General features: G+C 67.9%; 19 protein-coding genes. 6 read left to right on the plus strand and 13 right to left on the minus strand.

The window, feature by feature from the left end; translation table 11 throughout:
* Positions 1-76: 76 nt before the first annotated feature.
* Entirely contained in the window at positions 77-592 is a 516-nt protein-coding gene (locus LCY71_RS19425) for an ArsR/SmtB family transcription factor (protein WP_225336546.1), read from the plus strand.
* A 6-nt stretch (positions 593-598) separates the two neighbouring features.
* Here LCY71_RS19425 and LCY71_RS19430 read toward each other — a convergent pair whose 3' ends face one another.
* Positions 599-1471, minus strand: coding sequence for a hypothetical protein (locus LCY71_RS19430; RefSeq protein ID WP_225336547.1), 873 nt, complete (start codon positions 1469-1471; stop codon positions 599-601).
* Positions 1472-1596: 125 nt separating this feature from the next.
* Positions 1597-4338: a cation-translocating P-type ATPase gene (locus LCY71_RS19435; protein ID WP_373325184.1), complete on the minus strand. Its 2742-nt coding sequence runs from the start codon at positions 4336-4338 to the stop codon at positions 1597-1599.
* A gap of 453 nt (positions 4339-4791) precedes the next feature.
* On the opposite strand from LCY71_RS19435, the gene budC reads away from it, so the two are divergent.
* Both budC and LCY71_RS19445 read left to right on the plus strand, forming a co-directional pair.
* Complete coding sequence (budC, locus tag LCY71_RS19440; protein WP_225336549.1) at positions 4792-5520, plus strand: meso-2,3-butanediol dehydrogenase; 729 nt, start codon at positions 4792-4794, stop codon at positions 5518-5520.
* A 345-nt stretch (positions 5521-5865) separates the two neighbouring features.
* Positions 5866-6609: a proteasome assembly chaperone family protein gene (locus LCY71_RS19445; protein ID WP_225336550.1), complete on the plus strand. Its 744-nt coding sequence runs from the start codon at positions 5866-5868 to the stop codon at positions 6607-6609.
* 44 nt (positions 6610-6653) lie between these two features.
* Here the strand turns inward: LCY71_RS19445 and LCY71_RS19450 are convergent, their stop codons facing one another.
* On the minus strand, positions 6654-6983 hold the full coding sequence (locus LCY71_RS19450) for a hypothetical protein (protein ID WP_308444711.1): 330 nt from the start codon (positions 6981-6983) through the stop codon (positions 6654-6656).
* Between the two features lie 11 nt (positions 6984-6994).
* On the opposite strand from LCY71_RS19450, the gene LCY71_RS19455 reads away from it, so the two are divergent.
* Together LCY71_RS19455 and LCY71_RS19460 are read left to right on the plus strand one after the other, a co-directional pair.
* The gene (locus LCY71_RS19455; protein WP_225336551.1) at positions 6995-7867 is read left to right on the plus strand and encodes a universal stress protein; all 873 of its coding nucleotides are present in this window, start codon (positions 6995-6997) and stop codon (positions 7865-7867) included.
* Between the two features lie 249 nt (positions 7868-8116).
* A complete protein-coding gene (locus LCY71_RS19460) occupies positions 8117-8692 on the plus strand; it encodes a DoxX family membrane protein (RefSeq protein ID WP_225336552.1) in 576 nt (191 codons plus the stop codon).
* A 45-nt stretch (positions 8693-8737) separates the two neighbouring features.
* On the opposite strand, the gene LCY71_RS19465 is transcribed toward LCY71_RS19460, so the two are convergent.
* The gene (locus tag LCY71_RS19465; RefSeq protein WP_225336553.1) at positions 8738-9991 is read right to left on the minus strand and encodes an RNA-guided endonuclease InsQ/TnpB family protein; all 1254 of its coding nucleotides are present in this window, start codon (positions 9989-9991) and stop codon (positions 8738-8740) included.
* 221 nt (positions 9992-10212) lie between these two features.
* On the opposite strand from LCY71_RS19465, the gene LCY71_RS19470 reads away from it, so the two are divergent.
* Positions 10213-11091, plus strand: a complete 879-nt coding sequence (locus tag LCY71_RS19470) for a CPBP family intramembrane glutamic endopeptidase (RefSeq protein ID WP_225336554.1) — start codon at positions 10213-10215, stop codon at positions 11089-11091.
* 58 nt (positions 11092-11149) lie between these two features.
* On the opposite strand, the gene LCY71_RS19475 is transcribed toward LCY71_RS19470, so the two are convergent.
* The 9 genes from LCY71_RS19475 to LCY71_RS19515 all read right to left on the minus strand — a co-directional run bounded on the left by LCY71_RS19475 (position 11150) and on the right by LCY71_RS19515 (position 22320).
* Complete coding sequence (locus LCY71_RS19475; protein ID WP_225336555.1) at positions 11150-12397, minus strand: P-loop NTPase; 1248 nt, start codon at positions 12395-12397, stop codon at positions 11150-11152.
* Between the two features lie 3 nt (positions 12398-12400).
* On the minus strand, positions 12401-13195 hold the full coding sequence (locus LCY71_RS19480) for a HEAT repeat domain-containing protein (RefSeq protein ID WP_225336625.1): 795 nt from the start codon (positions 13193-13195) through the stop codon (positions 12401-12403).
* Between the two features lie 317 nt (positions 13196-13512).
* Positions 13513-14418: a DUF8068 family protein gene (locus LCY71_RS19485; protein ID WP_225336556.1), complete on the minus strand. Its 906-nt coding sequence runs from the start codon at positions 14416-14418 to the stop codon at positions 13513-13515.
* Positions 14419-14420: 2 nt separating this feature from the next.
* Positions 14421-15194: a molecular chaperone TorD family protein gene (locus tag LCY71_RS19490; protein ID WP_225336557.1), complete on the minus strand. Its 774-nt coding sequence runs from the start codon at positions 15192-15194 to the stop codon at positions 14421-14423.
* A gap of 2 nt (positions 15195-15196) precedes the next feature.
* Positions 15197-16036 (minus strand): ethylbenzene dehydrogenase-related protein, encoded by an 840-nt coding sequence (locus tag LCY71_RS19495; protein WP_225336558.1) that lies wholly within the window; start codon positions 16034-16036, stop codon positions 15197-15199.
* 244 nt (positions 16037-16280) lie between these two features.
* Complete coding sequence (gene narH / locus LCY71_RS19500; protein ID WP_263654389.1) at positions 16281-17360, minus strand: nitrate reductase subunit beta; 1080 nt, start codon at positions 17358-17360, stop codon at positions 16281-16283.
* Positions 17357-20635 (minus strand): molybdopterin-dependent oxidoreductase, encoded by a 3279-nt coding sequence (locus tag LCY71_RS19505; protein ID WP_225336559.1) that lies wholly within the window; start codon positions 20633-20635, stop codon positions 17357-17359. Before LCY71_RS19505 ends, narH begins: the two co-directional genes overlap by 4 nt.
* Entirely contained in the window at positions 20628-20846 is a 219-nt protein-coding gene (locus LCY71_RS19510) for a DUF8120 family protein (RefSeq protein WP_225336560.1), read from the minus strand. Before LCY71_RS19510 ends, LCY71_RS19505 begins: the two co-directional genes overlap by 8 nt.
* Complete coding sequence (locus tag LCY71_RS19515; RefSeq protein WP_373325185.1) at positions 20839-22320, minus strand: cytochrome b; 1482 nt, start codon at positions 22318-22320, stop codon at positions 20839-20841. The genes LCY71_RS19510 and LCY71_RS19515 overlap by 8 nt, the downstream gene beginning before the upstream one ends.

Raw genomic sequence — 22320 nt, forward strand, 5'->3', positions numbered from 1 at the left:
ATCACCCCGTTCGACTGATCCACCGGTAGCGGGTTCGGACCAAGGCCTATGGCACCGGGCGGGGTACGGTCACGCGATGGCCGAATTCGCCACTGACGTGGACCTGCGCGACATCGCCGTTCGCGACACCGCCGTGTCCGACGCCGTCGACGAGCCGGTGCGCGCGATGATCCTGGACATGCTGGCCGACGAGGCCCTGACCGTCGCCACCATCCACGACCGCCTGGCCGATCGCGGGTACGAGCGGACCGAGAATACCGTCCGCCACCACGTCAACGAACTGCGTGACGCGGGGCTGGTCGAAGTTGCCCGGCTCGAGGAGCGCCGCGGCGGGACGGCGAAGTTCTATCGCGCGAACACCATCGTCCTCTCGTACGGCCTCCCCGAGGGCGCCGACGAGCGCGTCGACGAGATGGCAGCCTCCGTCGCCCCGGAGATGGCGGATCTGGTCGACCGACTCCGCTCGGAGCACGGCGACGACCTCGACGCCATCGCCGCCGAGATGTCCCCCTGCGAGCACTGCGATACGCAGAAGTACGAGACGTACATCCTGTCGACGGTCCTGCGACGCGCGTTCGTCGACACGCTTTGAAGGAGCTCACGTCGCTTCGCCGCGAACGCCTTCGTCGATCGACAGGACGTACCTGACCGCCGCAGCGGCGGCGAGGAGGATCGGGAGCACAGTCAACACCAGCGCGAGCGGCGAGATGGTCAGTACAACGCCGGCCGCGATCACGACGGTCATCGCGGCGATGCTCACGGCGAGGGTCGCACCGAGAACCAGGCAGACGCCCGTCAGCAGGTATCCCCAGGGTCGGTCGCGGTAGAGCCAGACGGCGGCGATCGTCAGTGACGGGACGACGACCGACAGGTCGACGAAGTGCGTGACGAGCACCTGCTGGCCCGACTCCGCGACGTTGGGCGGTGGCGTCCCCGCGAGCAGCGCCGGGAGCAGGTCGGACAGCCAGAGGACTGTTAGACCGGCCGCGATGACCAGAAGGAACCCGGCGTACGTGGTCCGGGAGATGCGGCCGGCGAGCGCTCGTTCGGCCGCGCCGGGGTCGCTGTCGACGAGGCCGCCGACGAGCGTGAACAGCGAGAGACCGAACAGCGTGGCGTACACGAGGAAGAAGGCGTTGAAGGCCACCTGCAGAGCAGCGTGTGTCCACATGTAGGTCATGTACGCGAGGCCACCGAGCCAGAGCATCCGACCCTGCAGTGACCCTCGACGGGCGTACCAGAGTCCGACCGCGAGGACGGGGACGCCGGCGACGAGTATCGTGAGGTCCTGGACGCGCCAGAGCGTGACGATCCCCGCGGGATCGACGTAGTGGCCGGGCCGGAGGAGTCCCGAGAGCGTCGTCACCACCGAGAGACCGAGTATCGTGAGCGTCGTCCAGACCTGCCATCGACGGAGGGTATCGGCCGCCGCCGGTCTGCGTCCGTTCCCAGTCATCCTGCTGCCGGACATGGTTCGGTCACGGCCGACTATTGGACGCAGCATCCGATAAGTTACCGACGCGCACGCGCTACCCCGGTGGCGCCTCTCCTGGCACTCGTGGTCAGTCCAGGGCCACGGCGGAACCGCGGAGACCTCTACCCCTCGCCCGACCTGCTCGACGAGGGGACGATCCGATCGAACACGGCGGACGCGAGGACGTTGCACAGGAGGAACGCCGCGAAGCCGACGGTGATCCAGCTCCACTCCGTGAGGGAGAGCGCCACCACGTCGAAGAATCCGCGGAGCGGCGTGTACAGCACTGTCAGGTGGACGGCCAGCGAGACGCCGATGGCCACGAGCAGCCACCGGTTCGAGCCCACCGAGAGGCCGTACCGAGAGCGGATGACGTAAATCCGTACTAGCTCGCCGACCACGATGAACGTGAAAAGCAGCGTCTGGGCCAGACGGAGCGATCCCGTCTCGTCGAGCCCGTAGAAGAACACGCCCAGACCGGTCACCGCCAGCAGCACGGCGATCGTGAGGATTGACGTCAGGACGCGCGCGTCGATCACGCCCTCGTCCGTCGGTCGGGGTGGGCGATCCATGAGCCCCTCTGCCTGCGGATCGGCGCCCAGCGCCAGCGCCGGGAGCGTGTCCGCGACGAGGTTGATCCAGAGGATCAGGACGGGAGTCAGTATCAGCGCCTGAGCCGTGCCCGTGAACCGCTGTGGGAAGAGGAGCGTCCCCAGCATGACGCCGAGAAACACCGCCAGCACCTCGCCGGTGTTCGTCGAGACGAGGTAGTTGACGAACTTGCGGACGTTCTCGAAGATGCCCCGTCCCTCCTCGATGGCGTCCCGGATGGTCGCGAAGTTGTCGTCCCGGAGGATCACGTCGGCGGCCTGCCTGGCGACGTCCGTACCGCGGTCGCCCATCGCGACGCCGACGTCGGCCCGCGTGAGGGCGGGCGCGTCGTTGACGCCGTCGCCGGTCATCGCGACGTCGTGGTCGTTGGCCTGGAGGGCCTCCAAGATCCGGACCTTGTGCTCCGGCGCGACGCGGGCGAACACGTCGACGTCCTCCACGGTGTCGCGCAGTTGCTCGTCCGACTGGTCGTCGAGGTCGGGACCAGTGAGCGCGTCCGCGGGATCGAACCCCACCTGCTCGCCGACCGCCCTGGCAGTGGCGAGAGTGTCCCCGGTCGCCATGACGGGGCGAACGCCCGCCGACCGGCAGTCGGCGATGGCCCGTTCCACTTCCGGGCGGGGTGGATCGAGCATCCCTTGGAGGCCGAGAAACACCATCCCGTCCTCGAGCTGCTCGGCGTCGGCCCCTGTGTCGTCGACCGCCTTCGACGCGAACCCGAGCACGCGCAGCGCGTCCGCGGCGAACGACTCGGTCCGGTCCTCGATGCCCGCCCGCCGCTCGTCGGTGAGCGGTCGAACTTCGCCGTCCTCCAGAATCCGGTCACAGCGGTCTAACACGACTTCCGTGGCTCCTTTCATATACGCGGTGACCGCCTCCGACTCGTCGACGACGACCGTCATCCGCTTTCGCTCGGAAGAGAACGGTACCTCGCGCACCCGCTCGCCAGTGTGATCCACGCCCGACTCGTCCGCGACCCGCCGGAGCGCGATCTCGGTCGGATCCCCCTCGTACTCGCCGTCGATCAGGTCGACGTCGTTGCAGACGGCGCCGCATCTGAGGAGCCGCTCGACGGCCGGTTCGGACGCCCGGTCGTCGCCGACGACCATCGCCTCGTCCTCGACGTCTCCGTTCGGCCGGTGTCGCTCGTCGACGTCGACGACGGTCCCACCGGCGTACAGCCGCGTGACGGTCATCCGGTTCTCCGTGATCGTCCCGGTCTTGTCGGTGACGACGGTGTCGACGGAGCCGAGGCTCTCCACAACCGGTAGCCGCCTGACGATGGCGTTCCGGTCGACCATCCGACGCGCTCCCAGCGCCAGCGTGAAGGTCACTACCGCAGGCAGCCCTTCGGGGACGCCGGCGACTGCCAGGGTGATGCCCACCAGGAGTATCGCCACCGGTTCCGTCGCCGTGAAGAGGAACTGCACGGCCGTCACCAGAACGATGAGGATCGTGACGAGGACGCCGATCTGCCTCCCGAGCCGCCTGACTTCCCGCTCGAACGGGGTCTGCTCGTCCTCGGCTTCGCCTAACTGCGTCGCGATCCCACCGACTTCCGTGTCCATGCCCGTCGCGGTGACGACGGCGCGGCCCCGTCCGTTGACGACGGTCGTGTTCATGTAGACCATGTCGGCCCGCTCGGCCAGCGGTGCGTCCTCGTCGACCGGATCGAGCGACTTCTCGACGGGGGTCGACTCACCGGTCAGCGCGGACTCGTTCGTGCGCAACTCCTCGGTCGACAGCAGTCGCGCGTCCGCCGGTATCGCGTCGCCCTGTTCGAGCACGACGACGTCGCCCGGGACTACCTGTTTCGCCTCGACTGACCGCTTTCGTCCCTCCCGCACGACAGTCGCGTCCGGACTCGCCATCTCGCGCAGCGCCTCGATCGACCGGGTCGCCTGGTAGTCCTGGACGAACCCGAACAGACCGTTGACAGCGATGATGAGGGTGATGAAGCCCGCCTCGGCGTAGTTCGGGTGACCCCCCGGAACGAGTCCGACGGCCAGCGAGAGCACCGCGGCCACGATCAGGAGGTAGATGAGCGGATCGCGGAACTGGGAGACGAGCAACTCGACGCGCGACGCGCGCTTTCCCTCCTGAACGTCGTTCGGTCCGCACCGCTCGAGGCGCCCGGCCGCCTCCTCCGTCGACAGGCCGTCCTCGGTAGTATCGAGTTCGTCGAGGACGGTCGCTCTCGACGTTGCGTGCAACGAACCTGCGGCACGACCGCCCGAGGGACGCTTCGGCATACTGGTTGGTCTGTTTACAACCCACTCCGATCCGTTTTTCGCCGCCGGGCCTCGTCACCCTCGGACTGGCGTACTGTGGCGAGACTCTCGCACGCATCTCCGGCGACCTGAACCCGTCGAACGAGAATCCTGCTCGACGACGGCTACGACTGGAGCCACGATCGACGGGACTGGCAACTGGGCCCAGTTCGAAGCTCGTCTTCGAGCCCATCGTCGCATCTACCCGATAACGTATCGCGCTACTCTGGACCCCGTTGGGAGGCCTGCACGTGGTGAACACATCGGCTGTTCCGTGATCGTCTCGGCGACGTTCCCGAGAGGTGTCCGAGCGAAGCGGCCACGGCCGCCGCTCACTCCTTCCGTCTCACCGTAACTGGCTGAGCGCGTGTCCTCGCCACCTGTAACGCGGCACCTTGGATTTTGTACTCACGGCGCGTATTGCGAACGAGACTCATGCTCGAGAACAAAGTCGCAATAGTCACCGGCGGATCGACGGGGATCGGCAAAGCAACTGCTGCCAAGTTCATCGAGTACGGTGCAGACGTGGTGATCGCAAACCGCTCGGCTGATACGGGTCAGGAGGCCGCTGAGCAACTCGATTGTGACTTTACGCAGTGTGACGTCGCAGAGTACGACCAAGTCGAAGCGCTCGTCGAAGCCACCGTCGAGAAGTACGGACAGCTAGACGTGATGACAAACAACGCGGGAATCGGCCGGATCGGGACGGTCGAGAACACGTCACTCGATGACTGGCACGACGTAATGCGAATCAATTTGAACGGCGTCATGCACGGGACGCGAGCGGCGATGCCCCACCTGAAGGAGTCAGAAGGAAGTGTCGTCAACATCGCGTCGATCTACGGTCTCGTCGCTGGCCCAGGAGCAACTGCCTACGCGACGGCCAAAGGTGGGATCGTCAACTTCACGCGGTCGGTTGCGGTCGATTACGCCAAACAGAACGTCCGGGTCAACAGCATCTGTCCGGGCTTCGTCGAAACTCCGATGACCGAACCAAATTTCAGGGACGAAGAGTTCTACGAGTATGTTCACGGGCAGACTCCAATGGGACGGGTCGCCCAACCGGAGGAAGTTGCCGGCCTCGCGATGTTCCTCGCCTCTGACGAGGCCTCGTACATTACGGGAGCGAACGTCCCTGTTGACGGTGGCTGGACAGCACAGTGACGTGCTTGCACGACTACAGTCGTGGGTTTCCCACTGGTGTCGGCCGGGCAGGTCACTCCTGCAGGGTGGGAATCGAAGCGTTGTGACCGACGGCGCTGACTCCACCACGAAGCCGGTACTCGTGTCCCGTCTGAGGTTTCGAGGAATCTCGTTTTGTGTCGGTCGGCTCGCTGTTTTGGTTTCGGCTCTCGCCGTGGCAACAGCGAGTCGACTGTCGGCTTTCCGCATTCGGGCGTTCCTGCGCGCGGTCGCTCAAGCCAGCTCACGGCGCGATGCCACGACATCAGTCGTGGGTTTTGCCCTGCCTTACATCATCATTATTGTTCATCGAGAACATGGCACGATATGGAAGCCGATCCGTCCACCCGTCCATCGTTCCAGATCACTCACGAGACAACGCCGTCAGAGAAGCTCGTAGCCGGCTTCTCGTCGTTTGGGCTAGCCGGGCTCACCGCAGTCGACTTCCTGACCGATCAACTCGATCTGGAGGAAACCGGCTACATCTCGACTGAGGCGCTTCCGTCGATTACGCCCTTCGAGAACGGCACACCCCGCCACCACACCAGACTCTTTTCTCGATCCGATCTGGATATTACCCTGCTGGTGAACGAGCTGTTCGTACCGCCGTGGGCGGCCGATCCGTTTGCGAAGTCCGTCCTCGAATGGACTGACACGAATACCGTTCAGGAGATCACGATTCTCTCGGGTATCCCTCTTCCCCACGGTCCACAGGAGCACCAGGTGTTCTACGTCGCTACCGAAGATTACCAGAGCGAACAGCTGGCGTCTACCGATATCCCGGCGATGGGCGCTGGATTCCTCGACGGTGTCAATGCTAGCCTCGTCGGTCGCGGGATGGATACCGACCTCCGCGTCGGCGTCTTCGTTACACCAGTCCATCAACGGATCCCGGACGTCGAAGCGGCCCTCCGACTTCTCGTCGCCGCTGAACGGCTGTACGGCCTCGATATCGATACGACAGCCCTCGAACAGTTTGCGCGCGAAATCGAACAGTACTACCGCGGTCTCGAAGATCGATTACAGGCGATGGACCAGACGGACAGTTACGACGACCGGATGTATATGTGACGGCCTCCCAGCGAACTCGACTCTCTTTCGACGGCTCCCTCGATTCATCCGACGAGTGCGACGGCTATTGGAAGCCACGTGTAGGTGAGTACGACGATTGCGACGACGCCGGTCAGTGGAAAGAGAACGACTGGAAGGAGGCTCGTCGCAGGGATCGGGATCGTCTCGGTCACCCACCAGACTGCGATCCAGAGAGTGACTGCGAGCGCTGCGTTTGCGGACGGGGAGACGTCGAACGGTGGAAACAGGAGAAAGCCGGTGCACAGTGCTGGCCCCGGAACCAGTCCGACCTGCTGCCGAGTACGATCCGGAGGGGTTCTGGCGTATATCTGGGGACGTACGATCGGTTTGACGTATCGTCGCGTCGTAGCCATCAGACGCGATCATGTACGACGCTGTTCTGGTGCCCACGGACGGTAGCGATCCGGCAACTGCCGCAGTCGACCGCGCGATCGCGATCGCCGAGCGGTTCGACGCGTCCCTTCACGTGATCCACGTCGCTGAGCTCGTCGACGTCCCGGCGGACGTCGAGACGGAAGCGCGCGACGCACTCGCCGACCGTGCGGAGTCGATCTTGACCCCGATAGCGGAACGAGCGACTGCGGCCGGCCTGGCGGTCTCGACCGAGGTGGTCGAGACGGCCGATCCGGTACACAGTACCGTCCTCGACTACGCGGACGACCACGACGTGGACCTGATCGTGATGGGAACGCACGGTCGCTCCGGCCTCGACCGCATCATCCTGGGGAGCGTCGCCGAGCGGACGCTACGCACTGCCCGGACGCCAGTGCTCGTCGTCCCGGACGAAGACGATCAGGACTGGGACGTCGAGAGCGTGCTGGTCCCGACAGACGGCAGCGACGGGGCCGACGCCGCTGCCGACCACGCCATCGATCTCTGCGAGGCCACTGACGCGGCGTTGCACGCCGTCAACGTCGTCGACCTCAGGGCGTTCTGGGGCGACGTCGGCAGCGTCACCATCCTGGACACGCTGGAAACGGTCGGAGAGGAGGCCGTTGACGACGTCGCTCGCCGCGCCGAAGCGGCCGGCCTGCAGTCCGTCGAGACGTCCGTGCTCAGCGGGACGCCAGCCCGGGCGATTGTCGACTACGCCGACGACCACGACGTGGACCTGATCGTGATGGGTACCCAGGGCCGCTCCGGCCTCGACCGGTACCTGCTGGGCAGCGTCGCCGAGCACGTCGTTCGCCTGGCGGACCGGCCGGTCATGACGCTCGCGTCGGGGAACGACGAGTGATCGGCCCGTCAGTGTCCATCTGTCCTCGCGGTCCAATTCGTCCGGGTGATCCGCCTCGATCTGGGAGCGCCCAGTCGTTCGCCGTACACGTGCCAGTCCAGTTCTGACGGCCGGCTGCGGAGCGAATACCCTGGTGAGACACAGCTGATTACCAGAATGCATCGTCTCTGGACCAGTGATAACTAGTATCAATACTACTTTATTACCCCTTCCGACCTCTACCCAAGTAGGAAGTTTCCTTCCGTAATCATGACTGCTTCACCGATCTCCACTGACGCCCGCAATACCTTCGAGAGTACCATCGGCGGCTACACGGTCGGCGGCCGTGCCCACAGCCTGTCGGCCTGGTTCGTCCTCGCCCTCCGGCTGATGATGGGCTACGCGTTCGCCTATTCAGGATTCACCAAGATCGTCGCCGCGGAGCCGTTCAGCGCCGGCGGGTACCTGTCCAACGTCGCAGCGACCAACGGCAACCCGCTGGCCGGCGTGTTCGCCTGGATGGGATCGACCCCGTGGTTCGTCGAGTTCGCCAACGTGGCCGTTCCGTGGGGCGAGCTGCTCATCGGCCTCGGCCTGCTCGTCGGCGCCGTCGTCCGCCTCGCGGCGTTCTTCGGCGCGCTGATGATGCTCATGTTCTACTTCGGGAACTGGGAGATCGCCCACGGCGTGATCAACGGCGACTTCGCGTACATGCTCGTGTTCCTCGCCGTCGCCGCCTTCGGCGCCGGCCGGATCCTCGGGCTCGACGCCTACATCGAGCAGTACGAGGTCGACGGCGAGACGCTCATCGAGCGCTACCCCGTCCTCGAGTACGTGCTCGGATGACATCCTCCCCGGCGTGAACGCCGGGGTTTCCCGAACGCAGGGATATTATGGTTCGCGGGATACCTGCTCTTGTGGGGCTACTTGCCCCGTGGATTTATCGAACAGGCGCACCACTGGCTGTGCCATCCAGCCGTTATCCCGATCTCCCCCGTCACAGGCGAGATTCGGGAGTCCCTTCTGTCGGATGTTCTCTGCCCCGTTCACGTCGGCGTTGGCGACCAGCCCACACGCCTCGCAGACGTACAGCCCACGCTCGACGCGCTGGTTGTCGTCGGTGGTTCCGCAAGGCGCACACGACTTCGAGGTATCGCGTTCGTCCACGCGCTCAACGCTGATGCCGCGCTCGGAGGCTTTGTATTCCAGCATCTCGATGAAGCGGTCGAACGCCCACCCGTGTAGATCCAGATTGCCGTGGTCGCTCCAGTCGGTTCCCTCGCGGATGCCCGAGAGGTCGCCCACGGCAATCGTCCCGACGTTTCGGGCGGTACACTCGGCCACCATATCTGCTGACACAGCGTGCAAGAAGTGGTCACGTCTGCCCCGGCGCTTGCGGTCCAGTCGGTGCGCTGTGTGGGAGTCGCTATCGTCGCACTTCGCTCGCTCTTTCTGGAAGTAGTAGTCGTCCTCTTTGAGTGCGCCACCGGGGTACAGCAGGGCTTCGTCTCCGACCGCGATGGCGGCGAAGTTGCAGATGCCGAGGTCGATGCCCGCCACCTGGTCGCCGGGCGGTTCCGGGTCGCCAGTTTCGACGCGACAGACGATGTGTAACTCCCATTCATCGCCAGTCCAGACCGCCCGGACCTGCTGGACGTTTTGTACGTCCACGTCCGGGTCAGCGGCGTACTCACAGAGTACGAAGTCGGACCACGAGTCTTTGAGATTCGCTCCCTTTGAGAGTCGAATCCTGTTGTGGTCGGAATCGTGCTTGAAGCCGTCCTCTTTGAACGTGACCGTCGAGCGCGGGTGGTCGTCGCCGTGCTTGCGGTAGCCGGGCGGGTTCGCATCCCCGTTACCGTTCTCGCGGTGGGCGTACCACGACTCGAACGCTTCAGCCAACTCTTCGAGAATTGCCTGACTGGATTGTGCGTTCAAATCCGCGTAGCGTTCGTGACTCTTGAGGTACGCTTTGAGCGCGCTGTCGCCTGGAATCGTGCCGGTTTCGTGCCAGATGCGGTCACACGTCCACCGGGCGACGTTCCAGAGTTTCGAGGCGGCAAACCCGAGCGAATCGAGGTCGTCACACACCTGCCGGTGGTTGCGGATGGATGCAACGTAGGTGCGCGTGACCTGATTCGCCATACATAGCCTATGACGGACTAGCTACATAATTGTATGCAAACCAGAGTGAAAGAGGAATATCTGGCCCGACAGACCTGCGTGGATTGTCACACCGGGCTACGCGATTCACGCACGGCCTGAAGGCCGGGATTCTCTCGCTGAATCACGATAGGAACGTCGCAGCGCACCCCTCGGCGAAAACTGTCGACAAAACTATCTTTTTGGCCCGAGACTTCCTGCTCATGCCCAGTGGCGTCTCCGCGTGGATCGATCGGCATCGGATCGCTGCCTTCCTGGCCATCGCGTACGGATTCACGTGGACGATCCAGGGAATCCTGGTCGTCACGGAAATGGAGGCGTCGTGGACGCTCTCGATCCTGGTCGGGTTCGGGGGCTTCGGACCGCCCCTGGGGGCCGCCGCCGTCGTCTGGGCGAGCGGGGGCGACCTCCGGGCGTGGATCGGCCAGTTCTTCCGCTGGCGTATCGGCGCGAAGTGGTGGGCGGTCGCGCTCGGACTGCCGCTGCTCATTCTGGTCGCGGGGAGCGTCCTGTTCGTCCTCGGCGGCGGACCGATCGACCTGAGCGCGCTGCCCTTTCCGGGGATCTACCTCTTCGTGCTGGCCTGGGGGACGATCTGGGGTGGCGGCCAGGAGGAGCTCGGCTGGCGGGGGTTCATGGTGCCGCTGCTTCAGGACAGACACAGCGCGCTCGTCACTAGCCTGCTGGTCGGCGTCGCGTGGGCCGGGTGGCACCTGCCGCTGTTTCTCAACGCCAACACGACCCACGGCGCGTGGTCGATCACCCAGCAGGGCATCTGGATGGTGACGATCCTGACCGGGTCGGTCCTCTGGACGTGGATGTACAACGTCACGGGCGGGAGCGTCCTGGCCGTGGCGGTGTTCCACGCCGGGATCAACGCGATGGGCGTCTACCACCCCGCGGACCTGGCCGCCCTCGCCCCCGGCGGCGTGCCGGACCCGTGGCTCAACCTGCTGGCCGAGGTGACCGGCGCCGTCCCCCTCGTCGCGACCGCCGTCCTCGTCGTCCTGATTTACGGCGGCGACCGACTGGCGAACCGCGAGACACCCGGGCCGGAGGTCGTCGGGCTCGATTCGGACTAGTCCGTCGACCGCGTCGACGCACCGCACCGACCCGGACTGACGACGCCCGGCTCCGTCGTCACGGCCGCTCGGCCACGAGCGCCCACTCGTTCGGCCCCCGCCTGTCCACCGCGAACGCCGCGAGGGCCTCTGACGGCGGACCGTCCTCGTCGAGCAGGTCCACGAGGAACTCGCCGGCGGGCGTCGGGTCCCGGTCGCTGACGACGTGCAGCCGCTCCCCGGAGTCGAGCGCCGTGAACGCCTCCCGGACGCGGTCGAGGCGCTGCTGTGGCCCCAGACCGCGCAGGTCGACGGCGTCGTCGGGGATCTCGACGCGGTCGACGTCGTCGAGGCGGTCCCGGACGTCCGTCGCGAGGCCCGCTATCGATGCTGGCGCCGCTCCCGGTTTCGGGTCGTCCTGCATCTCGTCGTCGAACGGGAGGCGGGCGAGCACCGGGACGTCGAGGCCCTCGCCGGGGTCCTTGCCGGGGAAGAGGTCGTGCTCGCGGCCGCACTCGCAGGTGAACCGCTCCATGTTGACGACGGCTCCGAGGACGGGTACGCCGTTCTCCTCGAAGAGTTCGACGCTGCGCCGGGTGTCCTCGAGGCTGGTGTGGAACGGAGTCGTGACGAGGACGACGCCGTCGACGGGTACCTCCTGTAGCGTCGTCAGCGCGACGTCGCCGGTCCCGGGCGGGAGGTCGATCACCATGGTGTCCGGGTCGTCCCAGGCGGTCGTCTCGAACAGTTCGGTCAGGGCGTCGTGGGCCATTGCGCCGCGCCAGGCCAGCGGCCCGCCCTCGGTCAGGAGGTCGGCGCTCATCACCTCCATCGGGCCGACCGAGACGGGGATCGGCCGGTCGTCCTCGTCGGCGCGGATCACGCCCTCGACGCCGAGCAGGGACGGCACGTTCGGCCCGTAGATGTCCGCGTCGAACAGCGCTGTCTCCTCCGCTCCTGCGAGCGCGCAGGCCAGGTGCGTCGCGACGGTCGTCTTGCCGACGCCGCCCTTCGTGCTCGCCACGGCGACGATCCTGTCGACGTCCTCGATGGATGCGGGGTCCTCGGTCGTCGTCGCCGCGGGTTCGACGTGGGCCCCTTCGACGCCGTCGACGTCGCGGGCCGCCCGCGCGATGGCACCGGTCACGCTCTGGATCGCCTCCTCGTCGAACCCGTCGAGGGCGGCCTCGACGGTCACCGAGCCGTCCTCGACCGCGATGTCCTCGACGAGGCCGGCCTCGAAGACGTTCATGCCGGCCTGCGGGTCCTCGACGCGCCGCAGGGCGGCCTCGACTCGTTCCTGGAGTTCGGTGTCGGGTTGACTCATGAATCAGAGGTCTGGCTTCCGATTGAGCAGGTCCTCGCCGGGGAGCAGCGTATCCCCCTCGGCCAGCGCGCCGCGGAAGTTCCGCCGGAAGCGGGCGGGGTCCTCCTGGAGCGCGTTGGCGGCCGTGGCGCGCACCACGTCGCTGTCGTCCGTCGCTGCGGTCCGTTTCAGCGCCTCGCGGCACCGGTCGGCGTCGACGCCCGCGAGCATGTGCGCGGCCCACTCGCGGACGCGCTCGCTGTCGTCGTCCAGCGCCGCCAGCAGGTCGTCGCCGGCGTCCTCGCCGCGGAGCTTGAACAGCGAGATGAGCGCGTTGCGCCTGACGGCGTGGTGGCCGTCGTCGAGCGCCGCAGCCAGTCGGTCCTCGTGGGCCGCCCGGTCCAGTCGGTCGATCGTGACGACCGCCTCAGCCCGCACCCACGGGTCGTCGTCGTTTGTCACGGCCAGCGCACCGCGCTCGGCGATCTCTCCGCCGATCTTGCCCAGCGCCTCCACGGCGAACTGCCGGACGTCGTCGTCCTCGTCGGTCTGGGCGACGCCGGCCAGCGTCTCCGCGACGCGGTCGTCCGGGTCGCGGGCGTCGGCCAGCGCCAGCGCCGCGCGCCGGCGCTCGATCTTCGACCCCGAGCGCAGCCGGTCGAGGAGCGCCTCGACCGACTCGTCGGCCACCGGATCAGTGTCGCTCGCGGTCAGTTCCTCCGGCGTTGCCTCGCCGATGGTGACGTCCTCGCGGCTCACCTCGATGTCCTCGAGGCCCGCCGGATCCACGCCGAACCCGGGACTCCGCTCCGGTGCCAGCTGCGGGTCCGGCGGTCCCTCAGCCTCCTCGTGGTCGGCCGCGTCGCCCGGGCCACAGCTGTGTCCGTGGTCGTGCCCGTGTCCGTGACTGTGATCGTCGCTGTCACCGGTTCCACACGCGCAGTCGCTGCCGCAGCCACAGGCGTGATCGTCGTCGTTGTCGGTGTGACCGTGACTGTCGCCGTCGCGCTTGCGTTCTCCGCTCGCGGCCCGTTCGTGGTCCTCGCTTCCGTTCCGTCCGGGGTCGGTACCGCAGGCGCAGTCGCCGCCGCAGCCGCAGGCGTGACCGTCGTCGTGGCCGTGTCCGGAGCCGTCACTCACCTCGCCTCACCTCCGCTCACCGCGTGGTCCTCGAGGCGCTCTCCAGCGACGACCAGCAGATGCAGGCCCAGCACGACGGCCAGCGCCCGCGGGACCGTCGCCGGGATGCCGGCACCGAGCAACAGCAGTCCTGCGGCGACCCCCGTGACGCGTCGACGGCGTGCGCTCTCGGCGACGACGGCGACCCCGCCGCCGACGCCCAGCGCCGCGAGGGCGATTCCGGGGTCGACGGCGGCCCCGACGGCGAGGAACGCCGCGCCCGCGACGAACGGCGCGGCGAGCGCCCCGGCGGCGACGAAAGCAGCGGCCCCGACGCCGGCCCCCAGCGCCAGGGGGGACGGCCGGACCGCCAGCGGAGCGACGGCGAGCGCGCCGAACGCGGCCGCGGTCCCGAGCCACCGGACGCCCGGACCGAACGGTCCGGCGGTCGCGCCGAGCGAGAGCGCCACGGCGGCGACCGCGAGCGCGGCGACCGGTGCCCGACGGCGTGGCCTGTCCAGTAGCGCGGGCGCGGCGACTAGCGCGGTCGCCCCGGGGAGGACGCCGGCGGCCGCCGCGGCGGCGCCGCCCGGGCCGAACCCCGCGAAGACGGCGAACACCCCGGCGGCGATCAGCCCGACGAGCGCCCGATCGTCGTCGGCCACGACGCCGACGGCGACCGCGGCGGCGGCGGGCACGAGCACAGCGGCCGGGCTGGCGAGGTCGTGGACGGGCTGGACTCCGACCGGCGCCCGGCCGAGCGGGGCGTTGCGAGCGACGCGGACGGCGGCCAGCAGGCAGACGGCGGCCGCAGCGGCGATTCCGCTGGCACCCCGAACGTCGCCGGGGCCGGCCGTACGGAGCCGGCTCGCGACTCTACGGGTCCCGGTCGTTCGGTGGCCGGACGCGGATTTCCGCGCCACGGTCATCCCCCCTCCAGCCGGTCCACCAGTTCGGCCCTGTCCGCGGCGGTGAACGCGTCCAGCAGGGCGGCGAACTCGCCGTACGCGCCCGTTCCGGGCTCCTCGCCCACTTTTTCGACGACGCCCTCCGCGACGTGGCGGAGGTGGCGGTCGAGGAAGTCCAGTCGCGCAGCGTCGGCGCCTCCGTCGGCACTCCGTTCCGACGAGGACTGGCTCGCTTCGCTCGCCTCACTGCCCTCGGCGACGGCCGCCCTGCGGGCGAGGTAGCCGGCGAACTCGAGTTCGAGCCGGAGGTGGTCGTGGTGCTCGCGCTCGTCGGTGTCGACGGTCAGGTCGTAGTAGTCGTACGCCCGCGCCAGGTCGAGGTTGACGTCGTTCCAGGAGACGTCGGGCCGGTAGCCGGACTCGTACAGCGGCACCGGCGGCCCGGTGGCGTTCAGGCTCCCGTCCGTGCGGTCCTCGTACTCGGCGTGCCCGACGACGAAGAGGTCGTTGTACCGGGCGCAGAGCGTCTCGTAGTCGTCGTCCGTCGTCGGCATCGGGGCGTCCACGTCGAGGGGCGTCCGATCGAACAACGCCTCGAACTGGGCGGCCACGTCGCCCGCTCGGAGCGCCCCGTGGAACTGCTCGTCTGGGTGGGCGAAGGCGCTCGCCAGGAGCGCGTACGCCGCCCCGCGGGCGCCGGCGTCGGGATCGATGGCGTCGACTGGCTCCTCGGTGCGTCTGTCGGCCGCGTCTCGGTCGGAGTGAGTCTCGGTGTCTCGCTCTGTCGTCATTCTCAGGTCCTCCTGATGCCGATGACCGTGGCGACGATCACGACGACGAGGGCCAGTCCCGCGACGGCCCAGAGTATCGCCTCGTAGGGCGGCCCCTGCGGGCCGGGCCCGAACGGGAAGTACTGCCACTCGCTGACGGCCTTCTGGCCGGCCCGCTCGGCGTTGCTTCCGTTCCAGACCGCGAAGGCGACCTGGACGTCCTCGTTCGCCGTGAAGTCGGTGCGATTTGCGGTCTGGATGCTCTCGTTCCGAACGAACGTGACGTACCAGTGACCGTCCCGATAGGTCGCGCTCGTCGAGACCTGCTGGTTCACCATGGTCGACGTCCCGGGGCCGCCGGCGATCAGTTCCTGGCCGGCGGTCGGCCCGCTCCAGTACCAGACGTTGACGGGCGTCTGGGCGCTGCCCATGGCGATCCCCGGGTTCGCGCTGGCGTTGGTCGGCAGCTGGATCGCCGCGGCGTCCCCGAACGAGTTCACGTGCGGCGTCGCGGACTGGTTGCCCGTGAAATTGGTGTCACGCGTCGGGTCCGCCCAGCGCAGCCGCACCGCCAGCCGTCCGTCCGTCCGGGCGGCCCTGACCGACACGGCTTCGATCGACGTGTCGTTGGCGTTCGGAGCGCTGCTGGGCGCGCTGGCCAGCGCGATCTCCTTCGCCGGCGTCTGTCCCCAGGCGTCCGCCGTCGGGTTCGACAGCGAGTCGCCCGCCTCGGGGAGGTCGGTCACGGGCACCTCGTTGGCTGGCCGCGCGCCCACCAGCGCCGGGGCGACGGCGGCCGCCGTCAGTAGCACCAGCGCGGCCAGCGCGGTCGCCACGGACCGGCGGTCACGTCCCGCAGTCACCCCACGAACACCTCCTTCGGGGTGGGCCGGCGCGGGCCGGAGTAGTGCTCAGTCATCGTCAAACACCGGGAGAGCGGAGCTCTCCCGAGCTCGACTTCGGTCGCTATCGCTCCCATCAGTCGAACGCCGGTAGACTCGCTTCGCTCTGACGAGCTCGAGGATGGTCCGCTGCGCTCACTCATCCTCGAACGCCGAAAGGCTCGCTGCGCTCGCCTTTCGTGCCCGAATTCGCTCCTGACGTCGCTCATTCGAACGCCTCCAGCCGGTACTGCCTGGCCAGGTCCTGCGTCGTGAGCAGGTCCATCAGCTCGCTGTCCTCGCCGCGGCGGACGCGGTCGCGGTGGCGCTCGATGGTGTCGAGGGCGTCGTGGACGTCCTCGCCGAACAGCTCCTCGAGGTAGGGGCGGGGGATCCGGTCGACGTCGACCGTCTCGCCGTCCTCGGTGTGCTGGGGCGGGGCAAAGGGCGGGACGTAGTAGACGTTGGGCTGGGTGTGGAACTCCGGGTGGAGCCGCAGCGCCACCCCGTACTCCTCGACGAGCTTGTAGATGGGGCCGTCCTCGTCGTCGAGGAAGCCCACGAGGCGCAACTGGGGCGGACACTCCGAGGCGCAGGCGGGCGGGCGGACCTCGTCGTCCGGGCCCTCGGCCTCCTTGCGCGGGTAGCAGAAGATGCACTTCTCCGACTTCTTCTTGAGGACGTTGAAGTGGACCTTGTTGTAGGGACACCCCTCTACGCAGTAGCGGTAGCCGCGACACCGCTCCTGATCCACGAGGACGATGCCGTCCTCCTCGCGCTTGTAGAGCGCCTTCCGCGGACAGGCCTCCGCACAGGAGGGATGGGTGCAGTGGTTGCAGATCCGGGGCAGGTAGAAGTAGTAGCTGTTGGGATACTCCCCGGCACCCTGGTCCTCGTCCCAGTTGGGACCCCACTCCGGCGGTTCGCCCTGCGGCCGGAGCGACTCGTCGCTGCCGTCGTAGAAGATCTCCCCGTGGTTGAACTCCCACGGCCGCCCCCAGTCTTCCTCGCTCGGGAGTTCGCCGACTTCGCGCTCGCCGTGCACGTCCTCCTGACCGGCCTGCTCGGCGGACGCGAAGCCGCCGCCCTTCTCCTCCCAGTCGCGGGGGTAGCCGCGGCCGGGCTTGGTCTCGACGTTGTTCCAGTACATGTACTCCCGGCCGCCGCCCTCCGTCCAGAGCTTCTTGCAGGCGACTGTGCACGTCTGGCAGCCGATGCACTTGTTGAGGTCCATCACCATCGCGACCTGGTGCTCGATCCCGTCGGCGAGCTCGACGGTCGCACCGTCCTCGCCCTGGAGGCTCACTGGCCGTCACCTCCGTCACCGCCGGGCGTTTCGTCCGTCGGCGTCTCCGTCCCGCCGGTCGCGTTTCCGTCTGCGGTGGCGTTTCCGCCGCCGGTCTCGTTGCCGGTCGCCCCACCGCCGGTCTCGTTCTCGCCGCCGGCCACGGGCGTCTGCTCCTCGGGGTCCCAGGGGCCGCCGGTTCCCTCCTCGTCGACGGTCGCCTGCTGGTCCCCGCTGACGTTCGAGGCGTCGTCGGTCGCCCGCCAGGAGCGGTCCATCTCCTCGACGAGCTCGACGTCGACCCGGACGTCGCTGTTGACGCCGGTCGGGCCCCAGTAGTTGGGGCGGAAGGAGAGGTGTTCGCCGCTGTCCTCCGGGTACTGCACGAGCTGTGTGGGTTTCATGTACATGCCGACGAGTGTGTTGAAGTTGCCGCGGCTCTCGAACTGGAACCGTTCCCAGGCGAAGTACATCCGCGCGGTCCCGGGCTCGCTGCTGGGGTAGATCTTCACCTGGACCTCCAGCTCGTCGTTGTCGTTGTACAGTCGCACGATGTCGCCGTCGGAGATGCCCCGCTCGGCGGCGTCGTCGGGGTGGAGGTACACCAGCGGCTCGCCGCGCTGGAGGCGGAGCATCGTCTCGTTGTCCCGCCACGTCGAGTGGATCGACCACCGCGGGTGGGGGGTGTTGTACCGCAGCGGGTACTCCTCGGGGTCCTGAAGCTGTTCCGGGCTCTTGTGGGTGGGCAGTTCCTCGCCCAGGTCGAGGAACCAGTCGTGGTCGATGTAGTACTGCTGGCGGCCGGTGAACGTGGGCCACGGCTCCTTGTCCTGGACGAACCGCTGCCAGGGGGTGTAGGCCTCGCCGTCCTCGATGTCGGAGGTCCAGTGGTCGCCCGCCGTCAGGAGCCGTCGCGGCTGTTCCGCGACGTGGTCGAAGGTGATCTGATCGTCGATGCCGACCCCGACCTCCGGGCTCGGGGTGGCGACGTTGGCCGTGGCCTCGGGGTTCCCGCCCGCCGTCTCGCCGCCGCCGTTCGTACCCCCGTTATCCCCCGAGGACGCGCCGGTGGTGGTCCCGCCGTCACCCTCGTCGGCGGCGGAGAGGTTGGACTCCACGGAGTTCTCGAGGATGAACTCGCAGGCGGCGCGGTCCTCGGCGAGCGCGCCGTCCTCGCCGGACAGGTGGTCCCGGACGTAGTCGTCGTGGATCGTCGTCAGATCGATCTCGCGGTCGAACGACCGGTCCGGGACGGGATCGAGGTCTCGCTGTTCGGCCAGCTCCTGGATCTTCTCGGCCAGCCCGCGGAAGATCTGCCAGTCCGTCCGGGACTCCCCCAGCGGCTCGATGGCCGGCGTGAAGGGGATGACGTAGCTGTGCATGTCCGTCATGTTGAGGTCGTGCTTCTCGTAGTGGCTCGCGGCCGGCAGGACGATGTCGGAGTACAGCGCCGAGGAGTCCATCCGGAAGTTGACGTCGACGATGAGGTCCAGTTTGGGCCAGAGTCGCTCCTTGACGGCGACGCCGCCCTTGGACTGGTTGAAGTAGTTGCCCCGCCAGATGAACATGACCGACGGGTCCGGCCGGGAGCCGTCCTCGCGCTCCTCGGGGTACAGCGGCATCCAGCCTCGGTCGATCGATTCCTCGATGCGCTGGCGCGTGTCCTCGTCGACGTTGCCGAGGATGCCCGCGTGGTAGTAGGTCCACAGCGCCGTCGCGATGGAGCGGCCCTCGACCGGGAAGGACAGTTCCGACCAGCCGTTGTACGTCCAGATCTTCTCCTGGCCGACGTAGTGGTCGAACCCGGTGCCCTGCCGGCCGAGGTTGCCCGTCAGCGTGACCAGCAGTTGTATCGCCCGGTTGCCCAGGTCGTTGTGGTACCAGTCGTTGACGCCCTTGCCGTGGATGATCTTGGCGCGGTCGACCTCGGCGAACTCGCGGGCGACCCGCTGGTAGGTGTCCGTGCCGACGCCGGTCTGCTCGTGGACGAACTCCGGGCCGTAGTTCGAGAGCTCGTCGAGCAGGCGGTTCCACACGGTCCGAACCTGGACGGAGCCGTCCGCCGCGTCGACGGACCTGTCCGCGTCCAGTTGCGGCTGGAAGCCGGTCTCGATGCTCGCGCCGGGGTCGTACTCGCCCTCGCGGTTGCCCAGCGACCCGGGCGCGGTCCGGAGGCCGCCGTCGCCGTCGACCATCACGAACACCTTCTGCGGATCGCCGGCGTCCTCGGCGAGGCCGACCTCGCCCGCCCGGAGGAACTTCCCGGTGTCCTCGCGGACGAGCAGCGGCATGTCGCTCTGCTCGCGGAGGTGGGCCGCGTCGTGGAGTCCCTCGTCGACGATGGTCCGGGCCATCCCGAGCGCCAGGGCGATGTCCGAGCCCGGGTCCGGCGCGAGCCACTCGTCGCAGTGGATCGCCGTCTGGGAGTAGTCCGGGAAGATGCCGACGCGCTTGGTCCCCTCGTAGGCCGCCTCGAGGAAGTACTTCGCGTCGGGGATACGCGTGACGTTGACGTTCGATCCCCACGCGATGAGGTAGTCGGCGTTGTACCAGTCGGCGCTCTCGGCGTTGTCTGTCTGGACGCCCCACGTCAGGGGCTCGCCCGGCGGGAGGTCGGAGTACCAGTCGTAGAAGGAGTGGGAGACGCCGCCGAGCAGGCGGATGAGTCGCGAGCCACTGGCGAAGGAGACGGGACTCATCGCGGGGATGGGCGTGAACCCGGAAATGGCGTCGTAGCGGCCGGCCTGCACCTCCTCGATGACCTTCTCGGCGATTTCGGTGAACGCCTCGTCCCAGGTGATCTGCTGCCACTGTCCCTCGCCGCGCTCGCCGGTGCGCCGTAGCGGGTGGGTCACCCGGTGGTCGGCGTTGACGTAGTCGGTGTAGCAGGCCCCCTTCTGGCAGCCCCGGGGGTTCGGGTCAGGGAGGTCGTCGTCGAACTGCGGGTAGTCGGCGGCCTGCTCCTCGCGCCAGACCTGCCCGTTCTTCACGTAGACGTTCCACGAACAGGACCCGGTGCAGTTGACGCCGTGGGTGCTCCGGGCGATGTCGTCCCAGTCCCACTGCTCGCGGTAGAGGTCCTCCCACTCGCGGTAGGGGTAGTTGCCGATGTAGTCGGCCCCCTCGACGGGTTCGAGCCCGTCGATCTGGAACGCGTCCTGGCCGAGTCCGGACCCGGCCGCGCCGAACAGCGCGGCCGCGCCCGCTCCCTTGAGGAACGAGCGGCGGTCGATCGTCCGCCGTCCGCCGTCGGCTCGCTGGCTATCACGGTCGTCGGTGGGATCGTTCTCACTCATCGGTAACCTCGCTGTGATCGGTCGCTGGTTCGACGAACACTGTGCTGACCGCGAGCGCCGCGCCGACGACGCCGAGCGCGACGCCCGCGAACGTGTGGCCGCCCGCTTCCAGCCCGCCGGCGACGAGCGCCACGCCGACGAGCTTCGTCAGTCGGTCTACCCATCGATACGTCGTCGGTTCGAGGACGGGGCGCTGGCGGGCGTCAGCCATCGCTCCCACCTCCCGATCCGTCGTCGTCGGGCCGACGCCCCGCTTCCCCGTCGGTATCGGCCGGTTCGGCGTCGTCAGCCGAGTGGTCGGCTTCGGCCGCGTCCGCCTCCGCGCCCCCGTCCGGGGTGATCTCGGGGTGGGTCCCGTAGATGGGGCCGTCGTAGCGGTCGATCGCGAGGTAGGTGATCCCGCCCGCGACCAGCGGTCCCAGGACCGTCGCGGCCAGCAGCACGGGGTTGAGCACACCTGTCGAGAGCCCCGTGATGTCGGCCGCGATGGTGTTCATCCCCGCGATCGAGGCGATCATGATCATGACGACCGCCGCGACGCCGACGGCGGTCTGCCAGGGGCGGGCCAGCGGGTCGACTCCGAAGTGGCGCGGCTCCTCCCGGTAGTCGATGAACGGCCACGCGAACATGACCGCGAAGACGATGCCGGGCAGGAGCATCCCGCCGATGAACTCGGTGCTGACGTGGACGTCCACGACCGGGACGGTGAAGCCGAGCCAGCCCGGCAGGAGCTTCAGGAAGCCGAACACCCACATCAGGAACCAGTCGGGCATGATCAGCGCCGGCGTCCCGGCCGGGTCGTTGGGGCCGTACTCGGCGACGTTGTGGACCGGCAGGAAACCGGCCAGCAGCGACAGCGTCGCCATCGTCAGGAAGAACACGACGGCGCTGATCGCCGCCTGGTTAGGGAAGGCCGGCAGCCCGACCACGATGCTGTCGTCGTCCCGGTCGACGCGCCGGCCGTCCCCGGCCACGTCGTCCTCCCGGGGTGCCTCGGTGTGTTTCTGCCGGACGAGGATCCCCATGTGTACGGCTATCAGCCCGGCGATGACCACCGGGAGGAGGAACACGTGGATGAAGTAGAACCGCGGCACAGTCGCGCTCGACGGATACTCACCCCCGAACACGACCTGCGCGAACACGTCCCCGAGTATGGGTATCGAGTTCGCGATGCTGAACCCGATGCCGGTCGCCGTGCTGGCGAACTCGTCGAACGGCAGCGCGTAGCCGGTGTAGGCCGCGAACATCGAGGAGACGGCGAGCCCCGAGCCGACGACCCAGTTGGGCTCGCGGGGGTTCTGGTAGGCGCCGCTGAAGAAGACGCGCAACATGTGCAACGACAGGGAGGCCACGAACAGGTGGGCCGCCCAGTGGTGCAGGCGCCGCAGGAACATCCCGTACGGGACGTCGTAGGTTATGTTGAGCACGCTGACGAACGATTCGGGCAGCTCCTCGCCCTGATACTCGGCGACGCTGCCGTCGTACTCCACCTCCGACGTCGAGGGCTCGAAGAAGAACCCGAGGAACATGCCCGTCAGCACGAGCATCAGGAAGCAGAACAGCGCGACCTCTCCGAGGAGGTACGAGTCCTCGGCCGGGAACGCCTTCCCGAGGAAGGGCACGTCCCGGTCCAGGTCGAGTCGGTCGTCGAACCACCGGTAGACCCGATCGAGTCGGTCAGCCAC

Source organism: Halomicrobium urmianum, from assembly GCF_020217425.1.
Lineage (GTDB): Archaea > Halobacteriota > Halobacteria > Halobacteriales > Haloarculaceae > Halomicrobium > Halomicrobium urmianum.

What these genes read in the sequence shown, in the direction of transcription:
- LCY71_RS19425 (WP_225336546.1), top strand. Translation starts at nt 77, where the DNA reads ATGGCCGAATTCGCCACTGACGTGGACCTGCGCGACATCGCCGTTCGC.
- LCY71_RS19430 (WP_225336547.1), bottom strand. Translation starts at nt 1,471, where the DNA reads ATGTCCGGCAGCAGGATGACTGGGAACGGACGCAGACCGGCGGCGGCC.
- LCY71_RS19435 (WP_373325184.1), bottom strand. Translation starts at nt 4,338, where the DNA reads ATGCCGAAGCGTCCCTCGGGCGGTCGTGCCGCAGGTTCGTTGCACGCA.
- budC (WP_225336549.1), top strand. Translation starts at nt 4,792, where the DNA reads ATGCTCGAGAACAAAGTCGCAATAGTCACCGGCGGATCGACGGGGATC.
- LCY71_RS19445 (WP_225336550.1), top strand. Translation starts at nt 5,866, where the DNA reads ATGGAAGCCGATCCGTCCACCCGTCCATCGTTCCAGATCACTCACGAG.
- LCY71_RS19450 (WP_308444711.1), bottom strand. Translation starts at nt 6,983, where the DNA reads ATGGCTACGACGCGACGATACGTCAAACCGATCGTACGTCCCCAGATA.
- LCY71_RS19455 (WP_225336551.1), top strand. Translation starts at nt 6,995, where the DNA reads ATGTACGACGCTGTTCTGGTGCCCACGGACGGTAGCGATCCGGCAACT.
- LCY71_RS19460 (WP_225336552.1), top strand. Translation starts at nt 8,117, where the DNA reads ATGACTGCTTCACCGATCTCCACTGACGCCCGCAATACCTTCGAGAGT.
- LCY71_RS19465 (WP_225336553.1), bottom strand. Translation starts at nt 9,991, where the DNA reads ATGGCGAATCAGGTCACGCGCACCTACGTTGCATCCATCCGCAACCAC.
- LCY71_RS19470 (WP_225336554.1), top strand. Translation starts at nt 10,213, where the DNA reads ATGCCCAGTGGCGTCTCCGCGTGGATCGATCGGCATCGGATCGCTGCC.
- LCY71_RS19475 (WP_225336555.1), bottom strand. Translation starts at nt 12,397, where the DNA reads ATGAGTCAACCCGACACCGAACTCCAGGAACGAGTCGAGGCCGCCCTG.
- LCY71_RS19490 (WP_225336557.1), bottom strand. Translation starts at nt 15,194, where the DNA reads ATGACGACAGAGCGAGACACCGAGACTCACTCCGACCGAGACGCGGCC.
- LCY71_RS19505 (WP_225336559.1), bottom strand. Translation starts at nt 20,635, where the DNA reads ATGAGTGAGAACGATCCCACCGACGACCGTGATAGCCAGCGAGCCGAC.
- LCY71_RS19510 (WP_225336560.1), bottom strand. Translation starts at nt 20,846, where the DNA reads ATGGCTGACGCCCGCCAGCGCCCCGTCCTCGAACCGACGACGTATCGA.